Annotated in this window: 16 protein-coding genes; 3 read left to right on the top strand and 13 right to left on the bottom strand. The window is 68.8% G+C overall.

Annotated features, from left to right (window positions below):
- Nucleotides 1–65: 65 nt before the first annotated feature.
- A complete protein-coding gene (locus MRBLAR12_RS01545) occupies nt 66–791 on the bottom strand; it encodes an anti-sigma factor family protein (RefSeq protein ID WP_364742968.1) in 726 nt (241 codons plus the stop codon).
- On the bottom strand, nt 788–1,294 hold the full coding sequence (locus MRBLAR12_RS01540) for a sigma-70 family RNA polymerase sigma factor (RefSeq protein WP_364742965.1): 507 nt from the start codon (nt 1,292–1,294) through the stop codon (nt 788–790). Before MRBLAR12_RS01540 ends, MRBLAR12_RS01545 begins: the two co-directional genes overlap by 4 nt.
- 597 nt (nt 1,295–1,891) lie before the next feature.
- Between MRBLAR12_RS01540 and MRBLAR12_RS01535 the strand changes: the two genes are divergently transcribed.
- Together MRBLAR12_RS01535 and MRBLAR12_RS01530 are read left to right on the top strand one after the other, a co-directional pair.
- The gene (locus MRBLAR12_RS01535) at nt 1,892–2,569 is read left to right on the top strand and encodes a hypothetical protein (RefSeq protein WP_364742962.1); all 678 of its coding nucleotides are present in this window, start codon (nt 1,892–1,894) and stop codon (nt 2,567–2,569) included.
- Between the two features lie 124 nt (nt 2,570–2,693).
- Nucleotides 2,694–2,960, top strand: a complete 267-nt coding sequence (locus MRBLAR12_RS01530) for a hypothetical protein (protein ID WP_229995797.1) — start codon at nt 2,694–2,696, stop codon at nt 2,958–2,960.
- A 78-nt stretch (nt 2,961–3,038) separates the two neighbouring features.
- Here the strand turns inward: MRBLAR12_RS01530 and MRBLAR12_RS01525 are convergent, their stop codons facing one another.
- Both MRBLAR12_RS01525 and MRBLAR12_RS01520 read right to left on the bottom strand, forming a co-directional pair.
- The gene (locus MRBLAR12_RS01525) at nt 3,039–3,374 is read right to left on the bottom strand and encodes a YegP family protein (protein ID WP_364742959.1); all 336 of its coding nucleotides are present in this window, start codon (nt 3,372–3,374) and stop codon (nt 3,039–3,041) included.
- A gap of 248 nt (nt 3,375–3,622) precedes the next feature.
- Entirely contained in the window at nt 3,623–3,784 is a 162-nt protein-coding gene (locus MRBLAR12_RS01520; protein ID WP_229995795.1) for a hypothetical protein, read from the bottom strand.
- A gap of 321 nt (nt 3,785–4,105) precedes the next feature.
- Between MRBLAR12_RS01520 and MRBLAR12_RS01515 the strand changes: the two genes are divergently transcribed.
- Nucleotides 4,106–5,173, top strand: a complete 1,068-nt coding sequence (locus tag MRBLAR12_RS01515; protein ID WP_229995794.1) for a quercetin 2,3-dioxygenase — start codon at nt 4,106–4,108, stop codon at nt 5,171–5,173.
- A 104-nt stretch (nt 5,174–5,277) separates the two neighbouring features.
- On the opposite strand, the gene MRBLAR12_RS01510 is transcribed toward MRBLAR12_RS01515, so the two are convergent.
- The 9 genes from MRBLAR12_RS01510 to MRBLAR12_RS01470 form a co-directional block, all read right to left on the bottom strand.
- The gene (locus MRBLAR12_RS01510) at nt 5,278–6,549 is read right to left on the bottom strand and encodes a DUF3500 domain-containing protein (RefSeq protein ID WP_364742955.1); all 1,272 of its coding nucleotides are present in this window, start codon (nt 6,547–6,549) and stop codon (nt 5,278–5,280) included.
- The gene (locus tag MRBLAR12_RS01505) at nt 6,527–8,275 is read right to left on the bottom strand and encodes an FAD-dependent monooxygenase (protein WP_364742952.1); all 1,749 of its coding nucleotides are present in this window, start codon (nt 8,273–8,275) and stop codon (nt 6,527–6,529) included. The genes MRBLAR12_RS01510 and MRBLAR12_RS01505 overlap by 23 nt, the downstream gene beginning before the upstream one ends.
- Nucleotides 8,275–9,147, bottom strand: a complete 873-nt coding sequence (locus MRBLAR12_RS01500) for a fumarylacetoacetate hydrolase family protein (RefSeq protein ID WP_364742949.1) — start codon at nt 9,145–9,147, stop codon at nt 8,275–8,277. The genes MRBLAR12_RS01505 and MRBLAR12_RS01500 overlap by 1 nt, the downstream gene beginning before the upstream one ends.
- A 142-nt stretch (nt 9,148–9,289) precedes the next feature.
- Nucleotides 9,290–10,165: an alpha/beta hydrolase gene (locus tag MRBLAR12_RS01495; protein ID WP_364742946.1), complete on the bottom strand. Its 876-nt coding sequence runs from the start codon at nt 10,163–10,165 to the stop codon at nt 9,290–9,292.
- A 114-nt stretch (nt 10,166–10,279) separates the two neighbouring features.
- Nucleotides 10,280–11,293: an alpha/beta hydrolase gene (locus tag MRBLAR12_RS01490; RefSeq protein WP_364742943.1), complete on the bottom strand. Its 1,014-nt coding sequence runs from the start codon at nt 11,291–11,293 to the stop codon at nt 10,280–10,282.
- Complete coding sequence (locus MRBLAR12_RS01485) at nt 11,290–13,983, bottom strand: family 78 glycoside hydrolase catalytic domain (RefSeq protein ID WP_364742940.1); 2,694 nt, start codon at nt 13,981–13,983, stop codon at nt 11,290–11,292. The genes MRBLAR12_RS01490 and MRBLAR12_RS01485 overlap by 4 nt, the downstream gene beginning before the upstream one ends.
- A gap of 187 nt (nt 13,984–14,170) precedes the next feature.
- Complete coding sequence (locus MRBLAR12_RS01480) at nt 14,171–14,530, bottom strand: VOC family protein (RefSeq protein ID WP_364742937.1); 360 nt, start codon at nt 14,528–14,530, stop codon at nt 14,171–14,173.
- 34 nt (nt 14,531–14,564) lie between these two features.
- Entirely contained in the window at nt 14,565–15,551 is a 987-nt protein-coding gene (locus MRBLAR12_RS01475) for an alpha/beta hydrolase (RefSeq protein ID WP_356815868.1), read from the bottom strand.
- Entirely contained in the window at nt 15,548–18,262 is a 2,715-nt protein-coding gene (locus MRBLAR12_RS01470) for an alpha-L-rhamnosidase (RefSeq protein ID WP_364742934.1), read from the bottom strand. Before MRBLAR12_RS01470 ends, MRBLAR12_RS01475 begins: the two co-directional genes overlap by 4 nt.
- Between the last annotated feature and the right edge of the window lie 47 nt (nt 18,263–18,309).

The raw sequence follows: 18,309 nt of genomic DNA, 5'->3' as shown, positions 1-18,309 counted from the left end.
GCACGCCGCGTCCCTGGGCAAACATGCGGGAGTCCGGTCCGCCGGCCTGCCCGACGTCCCCGGAGCTACACGCTCGCGGTCAGGATCGTGCTTCCGCTGGCGATGGCTCGGATTTCGACACGGCGGATGTCGGCAAGCCGGACGACGGTGGTCGCCGTCGGCGTGGCCACCGTCCCGGGTGTTGCCGCCCAGGTGGCCACCTGTGTGGTGACGCCGTGCGAGTCGACAACCACCAAGCCGTACTCCTCCGGGGAGCGCGGACCGCCGGGTCCCTCCGGCCCTGGCGCGTCAGCCGGTGCAGCCGTGTATGTGCACTCCCAGTCGATCCGTGTTCCCCACGGCTGCAGGGTAAGGGAGCCCTTCGCAACCAGCGAACTGTCGACCACAGGGGTGAAGTTCAGCGCCGTCGGGGATACGGCCTGCGCCTGCACGGCCTGCGGGGCAGGGGCCGTGACCGCAACGGTGACAGCGCCCGACGCGGCGGCCGCGCCGACTACCAGTCCTGCGACGGCCAGGCGCACGCGCCGGCGTCCGCGCTGGACCGTTTTCGCCAACCCGGGAAGCACTCCCGGCGTCCGGCTGGCGCGCTCGCTGTGCCCGAGGGCGGTTGCCTCCTCGGGTGAAAGAGTGGCCAGCAGTGACGGTATTCCGGCCAGTTCTGCCACGGCGGCCCTGCACCCGGCGCAACCGGACAGGTGTTCCTCGAACTCGTGGCGCTCGGAGGACACCAAAGTTCCCAGCACATAGGCAGCATCCCAGCTCCGGTACTCATCCCTTGCGTCTTGGATCATGGCGTCAAGCCTCCTTCCTGCAGAGCCAGTCGCAGCGCCCGCAGCGCGTAATGCAACCGCGACTTTACGGTTCCTTCCGCCAGCTGAAGGCTTTGCGCGATTTCGGCCGTTGTCTCCCGGCGGTAATACGCGTGGATGACGACGGCCCTGTGCTCAGCGGACAGTCCGGCCAGTGCATCCGACACGAGCCACCCGTCCAGGATCCTGTCGACCCGGTCCGCTTCGGGAATCTCCGGGAGCTGTTCGGTCCGAGTCTCGTGCCGTCGCCGGGCGCTGCGCCGGTCATCGATGACCAGATTGCGGGCAACCGTATAGAGCCAGGCGCGCACCGCCGTCTCCGGGCGCTGCAGAACCGCCGGGTGTTGCCAGGCGCGGATCAGCGTTTCCTGCACGACGTCGTCGGCCAGGGTACTGTCACCGGTCATTCCCATGACGAATCGCCACAGCGCCGGGCCGTAGGCCTCCTGCAAGGAACGCAGCAGCTCGGCCTCCTGATCGGACATTTCCGCCTCCTTGCATGTACTACGACGCCGGCCCGCTTTCCGTTCACCGGCCCCGCCGGCGTCGTCCCGCTCTCGGCTTCGTCCCGTCCTCGGCCGGAAGTTGGGGCCGCATTGAACCCGGGGGCAGCCGGGACCGTTCTAGGGACAGCCCGGCTGAACGCGGCCGGCCGTCCCCGAGGAGCGAAACCATGAAAATTTCCCGCCCGGCGTATGCTGCGGCTGCGCTGGGCACGACGCTGTTGCTCGGAGCCTGCTTCGCCGGGCACACAGCAATGCCGGCACCTGCCCCTGGCACGGTCACACCGGCGCCCGCGACGCGGAGCCCCTCACTGTCGCCCAACGTCCACGCAAGCCCCAGCCCGGCTCGACCACCCGCCCTTGCACCGCCAGCCGTTGAACCGCCAGCCCCCGCTCAGGTTCCGGTAGTCCCGGCACCGCCCGCCACGCCTCCCGTGGTGACGCCCCCGATGATTCCGCCACCGCGGCCGGCCCCGATGGTCCGGCCGCCCGTCCCCGCACCGCGACGCGTCGTTCCGCCGCGGCCCATGGTTCCGCGGCCCATGGTTACGCCCGCCCCTGCACTTGGCGGGAACGACCATGATGCCGACAACAACGGAGGACCGGACGACGGTGACGGCAACAAATAGGTCCATCGGGGCGCTTCGAGCACGCTGTCGAAGGTCACTGCTGATCGTTGGGGTGCTGGGGACGACGGCGGTGCTGGCCGCCAGCGGCTGCGGTTCCCGCCCCGGGAACCAGACACCGGGTGCCGCCCCGTCCGGCGCAACACCGTTCTCCTGGTTCCACGCCGGCCCTGCCCCGGCGGGGTGGCAATCGATGGAACTGCCGGACGCAACAGCGGTGTTGTCCATCCCGCCCGATGCAACTCCCACCCCGGGCGACCCCGGCACCGTATCTGCTACCGTCACGGCGCCGAACGGAGTTCTCAAGATCTATCTCAACGCAACGCCGCAACAAGGCGAGGAGTCGCAGTCCAATTGGCCCGAGTTTCGGCTCGCCCACCTCACGGGCGAACACGCCGCGTCTGCGAACCGGCTGGCGGACCGTGCCGGAATGCCGTTCCGCGGTGGCCTCGGCTCATGTGTGGAGGACACATATGTAACCCGCATCGGCGGGCACAAATACCGGGAGATCGCCTGCCTCGTTGCAGGAACGCGGGGCGGCAGTGTCCTGGTTGCCGCAGCTCCCGCCGACTCCTGGGACCGTTACAGCCCGGTACTGCAGCAAGCGGTGGAAGCATATGCCTCCGGGTAGTGCAGGCCACCCAATCGACGACGGCCGCCAGCCGGTTCGGTCCGGCAGGTTGGATTGGACCGGTTGGATTAGATACAGCGAAGGCGGGAGACTGGATCAACTCGATCACGAAAGTGGGAACCACATGATCAATCTCAAGCAGGACGCCGAGGGTTTCATCCGTATGAACAGGCACTTCCCGGAAAAGTCACTTATCAGCATCACTTTCACGGATGGCTCAGAGCAGGTCTACTCCGGGCGCAGGCTCAACGGCATCTACGACGAGGCCCTGGCCGAGTACCGGGCCCAGAACCACCTGGACGCCAAAGGGTTCTCGCGGGCCCCCAAGAAGACGGTCCACCCGGCGAACAAGATCGAGTTCGTTCCGGTGCACGCTGGAATGGACCCCTAACGGCGCCCCGGCATCAACATCCGCCGGGGACGGTCGGCCTCGGTCGGCCGGGGCCGGGCTGCCGCGTCACCTGCCGGATCAGCCGACGCCGATCGCGCCCGGCCCGTGCGCCGGGCGGCGGAGGGCCCTGGCGCGGATGCGGAGATCATTGTCGTGCACCCGCCGGTCGACGCCAGGCACAGGTGTGGGAGCGGGCTTTGTCCGCGGTGCCGGTGGAGTTGCGGGCAACTCTTCCGGGCACAGGTCACTGATCAGGCCCATGCCGGCGTACTCGCGCATGGCGGTGATGCCGGCAACCGCAGCGGGCTTGTTTGCAAAGCCCTTTGAGACGGCCAGTATTGCCCCGTCCGGGGCCCTGAGCCGGAACCTAATGCAGGCATCGGCATCTACGAAGAGTTCAAATGTGCCGGCCATGACGATCCTCCCGATTCGCGGGCTCCCCGTCCGGACATCATTGCCACGGAGAGACGGGGAAGGCTTCGCTGCTGCCCACTGGTTTGGTTTGTCCTTGCGGCTGAACAGATGACGTCAGCCCGTCCTATTAGTCTCGCTGGGGCCTTGAAACGCCCACAAGGCCGGGCACGTAAATCCTAGGTAAATAGCAGCCAACGGTCCCGCGCGAGGTCGCTGCGGGCAGCAACAATGCCGCCTCCGCGGTGTCCCTACAGGGGCGGCCAATGGTCGCGGCAGTAGGCAGCGCGGCTGGCGCCCGGGGACGGCGGCGGGAGGACCCGGTCCCAACAGGGGGCGACGGCGACGGCGTCGACCCGCTCAGAAGGCTCCGCCGCCGCTGCGCGGCCCGCATCGCCAGGAAGCCAGGTCATGACTGAATCGTTGGACAACGTACCCCCCCATTGTTCTTGGCTGAAGGCGCACCGGCTCGCATCACGGACCGCCATGCGCCTCACGCCAGAGTAGCCGGGAGCACTGACGCGAAAACAGGGACTTTGGACCGTATCGGGCGAACCCCGCGGGTGCCTAGGCCTGCCGCCCGCATGCCGCCCCGGAGCAGCCGTCTTGCGGCCAGAGGCGCGGAGCGAAGCGGCAGAAGTGTTTCATCCATTGGAAATAGAGGTCGTGGCGGCGGAGAATCCGAGGCAGTCTTGGGGACAACCCGCAGTCCCCTGACAGGAAAGAAGGATGCGATGTCCCTCAGCGTTGAGGAAATGAACAAGCAGCTCCCGGTGGCCAATGCGCTGCCGGGCGACGCCGTCCCGTACTACATGGCGTCGGGCGAGGGCGCCCGTTATGAGATCAACGGCCAGCTGGTCACGGTCATCGCCCGCGCGGCGGACACCGGTGGGATGTTCAGCGCCGCCTACATCTCCGGCGGCATGGGGGCCGAATCGCCGTTTGTGAGCCACGCGGTGGAACACAAAACGCTGTATGTCTTCGACGGCATTCTGCACGTCTGGCTGCCTGGCGAAAGCCGGATCCTGGCTCCCGGGGATTCCGTGGTGATCCCGCCAGGAACCCCGCACGCGTACCGGATGGCGAGCCACTACACCCGGTTCCTAAACTGGATGACACCCGGAGGCGCCGAAGCGTACTACGAACGCGTCGGCACGCCCATCGATTCGCACGTCCCGCCGGTCAGGGCGGGCCGGAAGCTCACTTTGCGGGAGTGCGCCGAGGTGGGCGCGGAGTTCGGCATGACGTTCCCCGACGTCGAACGCGTGGCGCCGACCTTCCGGCAGGACGCCGGACTGCCGGCGGCCCAGAGCCCGTACTTCCTCAGTGCAGGCGAGGGCGAGCGGCTGGTCAGTTACCAGACCATGTTCACCTACCTGTCCCGGCCGGCGAACACGGGATCGAACTACTTTGCCGTCCACACCAAGGGCGCCAAGTCGCCCTACATTCCGCTGCATTTCCATGAACAGCACACGGAAAACTTCCTGTGCACCGAGGGCCGGATGTGGATCTACGCCAACGGCCGCGAGGTGCTGCTCACCAAGGGCGACTTCCTCCACGCACCGGCCGGAACCATCCACTCGTTCGCCTTCGACTCCCACAACACCCAGATGGTCGGTTTCCTGACGCCGTCGGTCTTCAACGGCTTCTTCGAGTACTTCAACAAGCCCACCGAGGACTACATGTACACCGAGGGCGGCACGCCCTACATGGACATGGAGGGCTTCGGCCGGGCCCAGGCCGAGATGGACCTGACGGTGGTGGGTCCCCCGCCGCAGCGCCGCGCCGCGCTGGACATCTAGTCCGGCCAAGGAACTCAGCCCAGCAAACAGCCAGGGTCCGGAACTCCTCGGAGTTCCGGACCCTGGCTGTTTAGTCGGTGGCTGCATATTCGGTGACTGCGGATTCAGCTTCCAGCCCGGCCCGTTCCCCGAAACCGGCCGGCCTCCTGATGCTGGCGGACGAGTTCGCGGCCATAGTCGTTGCCGTTGGGCGTCCGCATCACCGTGTGCATGTGAAACGGCGCGGGGGTGTCGTTGCTGAGGAAGACGCCGGTATGGTGATCCAGCTCCATGACCAGCACGGGGCTTTGCAGGCGGAAGTAGAAGGAGTCCGATGCCTCCCACCCGCCGATCCAGCAGAACCAGGTCTCGTCCCAGTGGGCCGCGATCTCCCGCCGGCGGGCGGACCGCGGCCCGTCGGGGAGGAACGCGATGAAGTCTGCCACGAGCTCGTCCAGGACCACCCGGGCCGCGGCGGGCATCGCACTGACCGGGATGCCCTCGTAGGGAATCACGCGGTTGTCCTGGAAGCAGCCGGCCAGGTGCCGTTCGTCCCCGGGGTGCAGCCGGCCTTCGGGCATCCCCGGATCCTGCATGTCCGCGAAGAGTGTGGCCTGCTCCCGCAGCGGCCCGGGCATGGACTCCATGAGGCGCCGGGCATGGGCGATCCGCTCCTTGAAAACCGCCACGCCCTGGTGCGGGCCAGCGTCAATCACGTCCGGTTCAGCGCCCAGGAACACCGGGGCAACCACCAGCTGGGTCCCGGCCACCACGACGTTGAGCGCCACGTGGTGCCCGAAGAGCTGCCAGCCCCAGGGGGCCGTCTCCGACGGTTCCCCGTAGAGGGCGAAGTTGTAGCTGTACTCGTTCATGAGCTCGGGCAGCTCCACGAGGTCACCAAGGAATCCGTTGATCCGCATCAGGTTCCGGACCAGCCCGTATCCGGCCGGGCTCAGGCTCGCTTCCAGGACGGCCAGGATCCGATCCCGGACGGCGGGGGCCAGCTCGTCCAGGCGGAGGCCTGTGTCGTGCTGCATGAATTCCGGGTTGGCCCAGCTCTGCCATTCGTGCGCGTCCACGCCGTAGCGGAGCCGCCGGGCCTCTGCCGGGGTGAGGCCGGCCAGCAGGTCCCGGGCGGCGGCTGTCATGGCGGCAGCGGGTGCTTCCTCCCCCGCCGGTGCCGGCGCGAGGGGATACAGCCCGGCCCGGCGGACGCCGTCGCTGGTCACGCCGGTGAAGGGCTCGGGATACTGGGCGGCCCAGCCTTTGATCATGGGACCTGCGAAGGGGTCGGTCTTCGCCGCCTCGGCATAGCCCCGGGCATCCAGGCCACGGATCTGCGCCACCCGCGGGTGGTCGGGCGGGTAGAGATAGTCACGGAAGGATGGCTCGGACACGTGAACTCCTGTCGGGGTCTTCGGATGGTGTTGCCAGCGGCCAGCCGGCGGCCACGCCAATGGCCGCGGCGGCCTTCACCGGGTCGGTCCCCCGCCAGGCGACGTGCTGGTCCGGGCGGACCAGCACCGCGGCGGCCTGCCAGTGCGTGGCCATGGCGGTTCCGTGATGGTCGGGGCCGACGCCGACGACGGCCAGCGGGATGCCGCGCACCGCGGCGGCGGCCTGGGCCGCCGCGTACGCCTGCCCGGCAGTGCCGCCGCCCATGCTGTCGCGGTCCACCAGGAGGGTGAAACCGGTGCCCAGCAGGTCATACAGCGACGTTGTCTCGTCGAGCCAGGTGTGGGGCAGCAGCGATCCCGGGCTGGCGGAGGGGACGTAGCTCACGGGGTCCTCGGCGGGTACGGGCCGGCCGTCCGGAACCACCAGCGGCGAGGAGCCATACCCGTAGCCCAGCACCAGCCCGAGCGAGTCGAACTCACTTTGTTTGACCGCCAGCGCGTCTTTGGCAACCTGCCGGGCCGCCTCGCCGTCCGCATCCCCCCGGCCCAGGGCCGGATCCGCGAAGTGGTAGGCGAGCGACTGCCCGTTGGCGGCGGCATCCCGGATGGTCCGGGCCGCAACCGGCCGCCGCTCCAACTCGTAGCTGCCCGGCAGGGCGGGGCCGCCCCAGCCCTCCAGGGCGGCGGCGATCTTCCAGGCCAGGTTGGCGGCGTCGCCGATGCACGTGTTGAAGCCGTGGCCGCCCCAGGGCGGGTTCAGATGCGCCGCGTCACCGACAAGGAACACGCCATCGTGCCCGTACCCCGGGGCGAGCAGCATGCGGGCGGTCCAGGGGTCGGTGGCGATGACTTCGACGTCGACGTCGGCCCCCACCAGTGAGCGAACCAGATGTCCGGCGTCGGGTGATCCGCTGCCGTCCACGCCCTGGATGATGGCCCACCAGGTGTTCCCAAGATCCAGCCGCCCCACCATGCCCGAAACATCCGGTCCCAGGACCCAGTACTGGACGGCCGGATCCAGGGCGATCGCGGCGGCGAGGCTGTCGGAACGGAAAAGGACACTGATGTTGGAGAGCTCGGCGGAGCCGCCGGCCAGGCGGATGTTCAGGCGGCGGCGCACGGTGGAGGAGCCGCCGTCGGCCGCGGCGACGAAGCTGCAGTCGACCGCTTTGCGCCGCCCCGTTGCGTCGGACACTGCCACGCGCGAGCCGAAGCGCCGCGGGCCGAAATTCGAGGCTCCGCTGCCCTGGTTGATGTCGAGGTCTTCAACGCTCAGGCCGGTCAGCAGCGTAATGAGCGGGGAATCGGCGACGGCTCCCCGGAGGACGGCCTCCACGACGGGCTGCGGGACCTGCTGGCCGCATTCGGGCTGGGGGCCGTACCGGCCCAGGACCAGCTGGAAGGCTTGGCGGAACCGGGTGACTTCGTGGCCGGTCAGGGCGGAACAGAAGATGACGTCCTGGGCGTACGCGACCGGCAGCGGGGCGGCGTTGCGGAGTTTGTCGGCCAGCCCAAGGCGGCGCAGGTGGGTCATGGTCCGCGCGTTCGTGGTCTTGGCGCGCGGCCGGTCCGGGTCAATGGTGGTCCGCGGCTCGATGACGAGGCTGCGGATCCCGCGGTGTGCCAGGTCCAGGGCGAGGAACAGTCCGCTGGGTCCTCCGCCGGCGATCAGCGCGGGCACCCGGTCCGGCAAGGCATCGAGGGCCGCGTTGCTGACGGCGGTCATCAGGCCCTGGCCCGCAGTGCTGGCCCGCCCACGGGCGTGGTGAGCGTTCCCAGGGTGTCGATTTCCACCTCGACCGTGTCGCCGGGCTGCAGGAGCCACGGCGGGGTGCGTACGTAACCCACCCCTTCCGGAGTTCCCGTGGCGATGATGTCACCAGGATGCAGGGTCAGTGTCTGGCTGATGAGCGCGATGATGGCGGGCACGGAGAAGATCATGTCCCGGGTGTTGCCGTTCTGGACCTCGGTGCCGTTGACCCGGGTCCGGACCTGCAATCCCTCGCGAAGGTCCCCGGCCTCGTCACGGCTGACCAGCGGCCCGAGGGGTCCGCTGAAGTCGCCGTTCTTGCCCAGTGTCCACTGCGAAGTGAGTTTCTGGGCCCGGCGGGCGGTGAGGTCATTGAACGTGGAGTAGCCGAAGACCGAGTCGGCGGCCGCAGCCTCGTCGGCGGATTCTAGGCGCTGGCCAATGTAGGCGGCCACCTCACCTTCCCAGTCCAGGCCGTCTTCGCCCGCGGGTACAGGGACCGGCACGTTTCCCACCGAAAGGGAGGCCGTCCAGCGCCCGAACAGTGTGGGGTAGGGAGGCAGTTCCTGGTCCTTGTAGCTGCCTTCCGCGGCGTGGGCCTTGTAGTTCAGGCCAACGCAGATCACCCGGGCCGAGGCCGGGACCAGCGGCACTTCGGTGACGTCGGCGCGCTCCAGCGCGCCGGCGGAGTCATTCGTCAGCGCGTCGGCTGGCAGGGAAAGCGCTTTCTCCTGCCAACCGGCGGCATCGGCCCAGAAGTCAGGAACAGGGGCCAGCGGAACCACCCGTTGGCCGAGGAGGGCAGCCGCCCATGAGCCGCCGTCGTGATTAATGCCGATGTACTGCATGTGTTGGGGCCTTTCTGGTGCCGCCCGGAAGGCGGGGGTTGGTAGGTGGGCACGGCAAAGTGAGGCCCCGCAACTGGTGAACCTGTGCAGATGTGCCTTTGCAGGCGGGCCGATCATTGGAGTGCTGTTGTGCAGTGGCCGGTCAGGTGGCCTGAGTGTCCGGGGGCCGGGATTGCCGGAGAAAGAACGAGACCGTTGCCCCCATCGCCTTCTCGGCCGCGGCCTGGCTGTGGTCCGGGAGGATCCACATGTGGTCTGCGTCCTCAATCAGGAGAAGTTCGACGGCGGCGCCGGCACCTTCCAGCGCGGCAGCCAGCGATGCTGACTGGGTGGGCGGAACGAAGCGGTCAGCGGTTCCGTGGGCCAGGAAGAACGGCGGCGCCGAACGGCTGGCGTAGCTGATGGGGCTGGCCGCTGCCGCCTTCGCCGGCTCGTCTGTCAGCACGGCGCCGACGAGGAGTTCCTCGCGGGATCCGGGGTCGTCGGCCCGGGCGACGGCGGCGGGGAGGCTCTGTTCGGCCATCCTGCCCAGGTCCGTGGGCGGGTACCAGGCTGCCACCGCGGCGACGGCAGCGTCAGCATCGGCGCCGCCGGCATTGGCGGTCAGACCCACCAGGCTGGCGAGATGGCCGCCCGCGGAGTCGCCCCACGCGTAGATCCGGTCCGGGTCCACGTTGTAGTCGGCGGCATGGTTCCGCAGCCAGCGGACGGCGGCCTTCGCGTCGTGCAGCTGGGCCGGGAAGTGCGCCTCGTGGCTAAGCCGGTAGTCGGCCGATGCCACCACGAATCCGGCGTCAGTGAGCTTTTCGAAGGCGCTGATGCCGAATCCGTCCAGGACCGGGCCCAGGGAGGAGCGCTCCCCCACGCGCCAGCCGCCGCCGTGGAAATGGACCACCGCGGGGCGGGGAGCCGCCCCGCCCTCAGGACCGGGAAGGTAGAGGTCCAGTAGCAGCGGGTGGGATCCTTCGTCGCCCGCGCGGGCGAATTCGATGCCGCTCAGCACCCGAGCTTCCGTCATCGTCGACTCCCTCCGTTTTCCTGCGCCGGTTCACTTGTGCGCCGGTTCCATGATGCCCGGCGTCTCCCCATAAGACTGTCGGATCACCGGGCCGCCGCAAACCACGGATTTCAATCATTGAAAGGGCTTTGCCGAGGCCAGTTCCGCCGCAAGGAATGCCAGCCCCTGCTGCACGATCGCCAGCGCCGCCGAGTGGTTGAGGTACCCGTGCGTCGCCCCCGTTTCCAGCCTGAATGCCACCTGAGCGCCGGCCGCGCGGAGCGATTCCCCGAACAGCTCAGCCGAAGAACGCAGGTCATCGTATTCGCAGGCTATGACCGCCACCGGGGGCAGCCCCGAAGGATCGCCATGGCCGGGCAGGGCATACGAGGACGCCATCCCGGCGGGGCCGCCGATGTAGTTCTCCACCAGTGCCCGGCAGTCGTCCCCGGTGAAGCGCAGTATCCGCGGCAGCCCGGAAAGCACCCTGCCGTCGGGCACAGCGGCCGGCTCCAGAGGGGGAAGCTCGGCGTGCAGGAACGGGTACGCCAGAAGCAGCTTGGCGGGCAAGGCCAGGCCGGCGTCCTTGAGATACATGGCGGCGCCGACGGCGAGGTTCCCGCCGGCGCTGGCGCCGCCAAGGCACAGGCCTTCCGGCGCCACCCCCAGCTCCTCGGCGTGGGCGGCGGCCCAGCTCCACGCCGCAAGCGCGTCTTCGTGCGGGACCGGGAAGTGGACGCCGTCGCGGGCCAGACGGTAGTCGACGGAGAACACCACGCCGCCGGTCCGGTGGGCCAGTTCACGCCCAACCTGGTCGGCCTCCCGCATGTCCAGGGTCCCGCCGGCGAACCCGCCGCCATGCAGCCACACCAGGCCCGGCAGCACGGCACCGGACGTGAGCCCTGCCCCGGCGCCTCGGCCTCCGTCCAACACCTGCCTGCCGGGGCCGTAGATCCGGATGGGCACGGGCCCGTTGGGCCCCGGCGCCTCCACCGAGCGGATGGAAATGTCAGGGGCCGTGTAGGGCAGACCCGCACCGCTGAACGCCTCCAGCCGCTGCATCCCGGCAGGGTCGGCGAGGAGCTCGGTGAAGGAGGTGGCTTCAGCCACGTGGTGCATGAGACCGGCCAGCTCCACATCCAGGCTCATGGCTGAAACACCGGCTCGCGGGCGCCTGCGGCAGCTGAAGGAACCGCGCAGCTGAACGAATGCGTCCCGGACCCGATCTCGATGCCGCTGTTCCCGCCGTCGGGCAGGTACACCGCGGCGGTGCAGCCGGCCGGGACCGTCACGGACAGCGAGAATTCCTGGCCCGCCAGCTCCCAGCGCACCGCAGCCTCCCCATAAGGGGTCTCGTGCCGGGCAGCGGCCCACGACAGCCCCCCACCGGGCCTCGGCCGGATGGCGAGTTTCCGGTAACCGGGTTCGGCCGGCGCCAAGCCGGCCACATTACGGTGCATCCAGTCAGCCACGGCACCGAGGGCGTAATGGTTGAAGGACGTCATTTCTCCCTCATTGATGCTCCCGTCCGGGAGCATGGAGTCCCAGCGTTCCCAGATGGTGGTGGCGCCCATTGTCACGGGGTACAGCCAGGACGGGCACTCGGTCTGGAGGAGCAGGCGGTAGGCCGCCATCGCCTGGCCTCCATCGCTGAGCGCGTCGCAGACCAGCGGGGTTCCCACGAACCCGGTGGCGATGCGGTAGCCGTCGGCTTCCACGGTTTCCGCCAACCGGGCGGCCGCGGCGGCGTGTTCCGCCGGTTCGAGGAGTCCGAAGCGCAGGGCCACCGCGTAGGCCGTCTGCGTGGATGGCCGGAGCCGGCCGGCGTCGTCAAGGTAGCGCTCCCGGAACACCGCCCGGGACCGGGCGGACAGCTCGCGAAGCCGCTCCGAGTCCGTGTCGTGCCCCAGCAGTCCGGCAGCCTCGCCTGCCACCGACGCCGAGTACGCCAGGTAGGCCTGCGCCACGAGCTGCCAGGGGGTGCGCGCATCGCCGGGTGAGTCCGGTGGTGCGGCCGGGTCCAGCCAGTCGCCGAACTGGAAGCCGTGCTCAAAGCGCAGCTCCGGGCCGGCGGCATGGGCCGCGGCTTCCAGCCAGGCCATCATCCCCGGCAGCTGCCGGCGGAGGAACCCGAGGTCCCCCGTGCGCTGGTACAGCACCCAGGGAACAAGCACGGCGGCGTCACCCCAGGCGGCCATCACCGGGCGGTCCGGGAACGGCGGCTTTTCGGCCACCACTTCCGGGACCACCAGGGGCGGCGGCCCGTCTGTCCCCTGCTCCGCGGCGAGGTCCTTGAGCCAGGACGTGGTGAAGCCGGGGATCCGGTACAGGAAGGACGCGGTGGCGGCGAAGATCTGGAAGTCGCCGGTCCAGCCGAGGCGCTCGTTGCGCTGCGGGCAGTCCGTGGGCACGTCGACAAAGTTCCCGCGCATCCCCCACACCACGTTGGAGTGGAGCTGGTTCAGCATCGGATCGGAGCATTCAAACGTGCCGGTGCGCTGCAGGTCAGAATGGATCACGACGGCGGTGAACGCTTCGGGGTCCAGCTCGCCGGGCCAGCCGCTCACCTCCACATAGCGGAACCCGTGGATGGTGAACTCGGGCGCCCAGGTCTCGCCGCCCGAATCTCCGCGCAGGATGTAGCGGTCGGTCTGCTTGGCTACGCGCAGCGGCCTGACGCCGAGTTCGCCATGCTCCAGGACCTCGGCGTGCCGCAGCACCACTTCGGTTCCGGCCGCACCGGTCACCTTGAAACGCACCCGGCCCACCAGGTTCTGGCCGAAGTCCAGAATGGTCTTTCCGGACGGCGTTCCCAGTAGTGCCTTGACCGGCAGCTCGTCGGTGGCCCGGACGGGCGGGCCGTCGGGCGCGACCAGGACTGCGGGATCGAATCCGCCAACCACGACGGCGGGCTGCAGCGTGACGGTGCCCGCTCCGGTCTCAGGTCCGGTCCCGGCCCAGCCACGGTTCCCGAGCCGCGCATCGAAGGTTTCGCCGTCGTACAGGTCTGCCGACAGCACCGGCCCGTGCCCGGCCAGCCACGACGCATCCGAGCCAATCACGCTGACTGCCCCGCCGGCGTCGGTCATTTCCAGCTGGGCGATCACGGCGGTGCGGTTCCCGTACGTGTTGCGCTTCTCCTGGAAGCCCAGGTTTCCGCGCCACCAGCCGTCCGCGAACTCAAGGCCGATCACGTTAGTGCCTGGCCGGAGATACTCAGTGACGTCGTAGCTCTGGTAGCGCAGGCGGTGGTGGTAGCTGGTCCAGCCCGGGGTCAGGATGTCCCGGCCCACGCGGTGCCCATTGATGTGCGCCACGTAGACGCCGTGGGCGCTGGCGTAGAGCCGGGCGGAAGCCACCGGCCCGGCCATTTCGAACGTCCGGCTCAGGCGCGCTGCCGGCTCGTTGGCGTCGCTGGCCTCGTCCCAGGCCGGCCGGATCATGGCTGCCTGCCAATCTGACGCGTTCAGCAATCCCGCCTCTACGTAGGCAACGGGGCTCCATTCGGAGGGCGCGTCGCCGCCGTTGCCCCAGACACGGACGCGGACGGCGACGCGCTGGCGGCTCTCCAGCGGCGGTGCGGGCCAGGGCTGCAGGAGCTGCTCGCTGGTCTCGGTGCGGCCGTAGCTTGTCCAGCTGGCCTCATCGGGGCCCAGCTGGAGTTCGTAGGCGGTCTGAACCCAGTCAGGTATGCCGGCGGCGACCTGCCAGGAAAGCCGGGGCCGGTCCTCGCCGATGCCGAAGGGCTCCTCGTGGTGTTCGAAGCGGGGGGTGGAGGGAACGGTGGCCATCGGGAGGGCGGCGTCCTGGAACGGGAAGCGAAGGGTGTTTGGAGTCAACGTCGGCTCGTTTCGTCACGAAGGGGAAGACTTGGGCTCCCCCCAGCGTCCCGGGAACGGCAATGCGCCCGCTAGCGACGTTTCATTGACTGGAAACCGGATGGGAGAGCGGGCTTGTGCCGCTGCCGAATCTGACCGGGCATGACGAATTTGCCTGTTCAATGCAGAAACAGTCAGGGCAGAATCCTCAGTCCACGCAGAGGCAGAAGGGGTGGCTGGCCGGGTCGAGGAAAACCCGGAAGGTGGTGCCCGGCTGCGTGTCGGCCTTGGTGGCCCCCAGCCCGACGGCGACCTTCTCGCCTTCGTCCAGGTCCTGCACCATAAGGTCCAGGTGCATTTGCTGCGGCATCACCTGGCCCGGCCATTCCGGCGCCCGGTAGCCGTCCACCTGCTGGAACGAAATGCAGTCGCTGCCGTCGTCCGGGCGGATCTCGGCCCAGGCACCGTCAACCTTCACGTTCCAGCCGAGCAGGGCACCGTAAAAGGCTGCGAGGGCCCGGGCGTCGGGGCAGTCAATGACGAGACCTGGGAAGCGTGCGATAGCCATACCGGAATGCTACCGCCGGAAATTGGGCCCGCCCCTAAAGCCCCCGGACGAAATAATCCACCGCCGTGCCGAGGATGCCGTCCAGTTGGCCTTCGGCACCGAAGAAGCAGTGGTCACCGCCCCGGATGGGGATGAGTTCGTGGCGGACGTTCGCATCAGCGAGCGCCGCGGCCAGCAATTCGCTCTGGGACAGCGGGACCAGGCCGTCGCTGTCGCCGTGAACCAGCAGGAACGGCGGCGCGTCGGCACTGACATAGCCCAGCGGGCTCGCGGCGGCCAGCAGGGCGGCGTCAGCGGTGCCGCCCACCAGCATGGGGCCCGGCTCGAGGGTCATGCCGTCCGGCACCGCCGCGCTCAACGGCCCGTTCATCATGGCCGGGGGAATGTTCATGGCCGGCATGTCCGGCAGCGAGGACACGCCGTAGAAGTCGACGACGGCGCTCACGGCGCTGGAGTGGCCCTGGACTCCTAGGCCGCCTTCCAGGTCGTCGCGGCGGCCGGTCAGTCCCAGCAGGGCGGCAAGATGCCCGCCGGCCGACTCGCCCCAGGCGCCGATCCGTCCGGCGTCGATACCCAGCATGTCTGCGTGTTCGCGGAGGTACCGGACGGCGGCCTTGAGGTCGTGCAGCTGAGCCGGGAACGGTGCTTCCAAGGCATGGCGGTAGTCCACGGTGGCGCACGCGATCCCGGCCTCGTTGAGGAGCCGGAAGACGGAATCCTTGGCGAAGGTGGGCGGCAGTTCGCGGCGGTCACCGAGCTGGAACGCACCGCCGTGGATCCACACGACCAGCGGAACCGCGCCGCCGGTGTTCCGCGGCAGCCAGATGTCCATGGCGAGGCGGCGGAATCCGACGGTGATCGCGTAGCTGACTTCGCGGTGCACTGCGGAGTCCTCTGATACAACTTCGGCGTGGCCCGGGGGCAGGAACGCCGGGAAGGCCGGGGCCGGCAACCCGGCGGGTCCCACCTGCTCTCTTTCGCCGGGGACGGTTTCCATGGCTGTGGCGGGGTCCGGGGTCACGATGCGCTCCTTGCAAGTTGGCTCTGGTGGTCGTTGCCGCCGGCAGGGGCGGTGAGGGTATGGGTTCCGGGCCCGACGGCGGTGTTCGGCTGGCCGGCGAGGCGGACTTCCGCTGTGGTGCCGGACGGGACGGTCGCAACGAGGGTGATCCCGCCGTCGCCAATTGCCCAGCTGACGGCGATGAGGCCCTGTGGGCCCCGGTGCGACGTGGCCGCAGATGTGATCCCGGCGCCGGGACGCGGCTCGATAATGATCCGTTCGTAGGCCGCACTCCCGGGTGCCTGACGCAGGCCCGCCATGTAGCGGTGCAGGAACGAGACAACGGCGCCCTTGCTGTAGTGGTTCAGCGACTGGCGCGCTGTTCCGTCCGCGCCTATTCCGTCCCATGCTTCCCACATGGTGGTGGCACCGCGGTCCACCATCACCAGCCACGAGGGCTCGGAGTCCTGCATGAGCAGCTCATAGGCGAGGTCCAGCTGTCCGTTATCGGCGAGTACGGGCAACAGGTAGGGGGTGGCCAGGAAGCCGGTGCCAAGGTGCGTTCCGGCGCCGCGGACGAGGGTGACCAGCTGTGTGACCACCGCGGACCGGCCGCTGTCCGGAACCAGGTCAAAGGCCAGCGCGCGCACGCAATTGGCCTGGCTGGAGCCGCTGGCGGCTCCGGCTCCCACCGTTCCGTCTGCCACTGTTCCGTCTGCCACTGTTCCGTCTGCCCGTAGGTATTCCTGCTGCCACGCGCGGCGGACGTTATCGGAGAGCTCCCCGAGTTCCCGGGCTTTGTCCTCCTTGCCCAGGACGGCGGCGATCCTGGCCATGATGGCGGAGGAGTGCCGGTAGTAGGCGGTGGCCACGATGCCGTTGTCGGCGGAGCGGGAGGCGAAGAGGTCCGGCGCAGGGCCATCTGGTTCCATCCATTCCCCGAAATGGAAGCCGGTGTCCCAGAGGTACTGCTCATGCGGGGCCGGCGTGGCGTGCGCCGCCGCCCTGGCCGGGTGCCGGTTGCCCTCCGCGGTGCTGCGGATGAAGCCGAGCCAGCGTTCCATTGCCTCCCAGTTCTGTTCCAGGATGCCGGTGTCACCGGTGGCGAGATGGATCTCCCAGGGCACCATGACCACCGCGTCTCCCCACCCTGAGGACCCGTTTGTGAAGGCCATGAAGTCGGCGCTGGTTACCTCCGGGCCCGGCGAGGGAGAGATGTTGGCGACTACCCCGTTGTCCCATTGATCGGTCCGGACGTCCCTGAGCCACTTCGCCGTAAAACCTGCCACGTCGAAGAGGTAGGCGGCGGTGGGCACAAACAGCTGCCAGTCTCCGGTCCAGCCGGCCTTTTCCCGTTGCGGGCAGTCGGTGGGAACTTCACAGGCGTTGCCGCGGAAGCTCCACTCCACAATGTCGTGGAGCTTGTTGAGCCTGCCGTCGCTGCAGTTGAAAGTGCCCAGGCGCTCCAGGTCGGTCTGGACCATGCATCCTACGATGTCCGCCGGTTCCAGGTCTGCGTCCAGGCCCTGCACGGCAATGTACTGGAAGCCATGGGTGGTGTGGCGCGGTTCGAACACCTCGCCCGGGGCTCCCGAGGCCACCACGGAATCCACCTGTCCGGCGCCGAGGAACTGCCCCGGACTGCGGAAATCATGCGGACGGAGGTGCTCCTGGGTGACGTCGCCGTCAGAGCCCAGGGCTTCGCCGTACACCAGCGTGACAGTCTCGCCGGGGGTGCCAAGCCGGCTCAGGCGGATCCAGCCGTTGATGTTCTGGCCCAGGTCCACGATTTGGTTGCCGTTGGCTAGCCGCCTGATGGCCACCGGGCTGAGCTCTTCCACGATGCGTGTGGGCGGTGCCACCGGGCCGGTGAGGGTGGCACCGCCACCATTGCGAAGAACCGCGCGCCCTGCCCCCTGATGGCGGCGGCGAAGATCCACCCGCTGGCCGGCCATAAGGTCAGCGCTGACGATCTCCGTCGCGGAAACGTGCCAGGAGTCGTCGGTGCCGATGACCGTCCGTTCTCCGCCGGACTCCAGCTCCAGCTGGGCCAGGAAGGCCGTCTGCGTTCCGTACATGTCGGCGTCGCGTGTGTACCCGAAGGTGCCGCGGTACCAGCCGTCGGTGAGGACGGCCCGTACGGTATTGGCGCCGGGCCGGAGCAGGGCTGCGATATTGCAGGTCTGCACCTGGAGCGTGCTGTGGTAACTCGTCGAACCCGGTGTGAGCTGCTGGTCCCCCACCCGCACGCCGTTGATGAAGAGCTCATAGATGCCGTGGGCCGTGGCATAGGCGCGCGCCGTTTCGGGGGCTTTGTCCAGCGTGAAGGTCTTGGACAGCGCATGTCCGGGGCGCTCCCCTGGATCCTGAACCGCCGGTTCGTCGGGGCCGATCCACTGCGCGGTCCAGTCTCCGGGATGCAGCAGGCCCAGTTCCACGGCCATCGGCTCGGACCAGGCGGACAGGACTTCGGTGCCGTCAGAGGCCACGTTCCAGGTCCGGACCTTCCAGTCGAAACGGTCCCGGGAGCCAAGGTCCGGCCCTGCGTAGGGCACAAAGCCATGGGTGCCGCCGTCCACGCGCCCGGTGTCCCAGCCGTTGCTGGTGGTGAGCTGGTAGGCGGTCTGCCGGAGCGTGCCGTTCGGCGGGGTCCAGCTGAATCTAGGCAGCGTATTGGTGATCCCGAAGGCTTCGCTGAGGTGATCGGTCCGAAGGCGCGTGGGGTGGTTCATGCGGGGGAAGCTCCCTGACGTTGTGCTGATCTGGCTTAGGCGGATCT

The organism is Arthrobacter sp. LAR12-1-1.1 (assembly GCF_040676555.1).
Taxonomy (GTDB): Bacteria; Actinomycetota; Actinomycetes; order Actinomycetales; family Micrococcaceae; genus Arthrobacter.
This window is presented reverse-complemented; position numbering and strand designations above follow the sequence as displayed.

Excerpts from the sequence above, each read along its gene's own strand:
- MRBLAR12_RS01545 (WP_364742968.1), bottom strand. The coding sequence starts at position 791 with ATGATCCAAGACGCAAGGGATGAGTACCGGAGCTGGGATGCTGCCTAT.
- MRBLAR12_RS01540 (WP_364742965.1), bottom strand. The coding sequence starts at position 1,294 with ATGTCCGATCAGGAGGCCGAGCTGCTGCGTTCCTTGCAGGAGGCCTAC.
- MRBLAR12_RS01535 (WP_364742962.1), top strand. The coding sequence starts at position 1,892 with ATGATGCCGACAACAACGGAGGACCGGACGACGGTGACGGCAACAAAT.
- MRBLAR12_RS01530 (WP_229995797.1), top strand. The coding sequence starts at position 2,694 with ATGATCAATCTCAAGCAGGACGCCGAGGGTTTCATCCGTATGAACAGG.
- MRBLAR12_RS01525 (WP_364742959.1), bottom strand. The coding sequence starts at position 3,374 with ATGGCCGGCACATTTGAACTCTTCGTAGATGCCGATGCCTGCATTAGG.
- MRBLAR12_RS01520 (WP_229995795.1), bottom strand. The coding sequence starts at position 3,784 with ATGACCTGGCTTCCTGGCGATGCGGGCCGCGCAGCGGCGGCGGAGCCT.
- MRBLAR12_RS01515 (WP_229995794.1), top strand. The coding sequence starts at position 4,106 with ATGTCCCTCAGCGTTGAGGAAATGAACAAGCAGCTCCCGGTGGCCAAT.
- MRBLAR12_RS01505 (WP_364742952.1), bottom strand. The coding sequence starts at position 8,275 with ATGACCGCCGTCAGCAACGCGGCCCTCGATGCCTTGCCGGACCGGGTG.
- MRBLAR12_RS01500 (WP_364742949.1), bottom strand. The coding sequence starts at position 9,147 with ATGCAGTACATCGGCATTAATCACGACGGCGGCTCATGGGCGGCTGCC.
- MRBLAR12_RS01495 (WP_364742946.1), bottom strand. The coding sequence starts at position 10,165 with ATGACGGAAGCTCGGGTGCTGAGCGGCATCGAATTCGCCCGCGCGGGC.
- MRBLAR12_RS01490 (WP_364742943.1), bottom strand. The coding sequence starts at position 11,293 with ATGAGCCTGGATGTGGAGCTGGCCGGTCTCATGCACCACGTGGCTGAA.
- MRBLAR12_RS01480 (WP_364742937.1), bottom strand. The coding sequence starts at position 14,530 with ATGGCTATCGCACGCTTCCCAGGTCTCGTCATTGACTGCCCCGACGCC.
- MRBLAR12_RS01470 (WP_364742934.1), bottom strand. The coding sequence starts at position 18,262 with ATGAACCACCCCACGCGCCTTCGGACCGATCACCTCAGCGAAGCCTTC.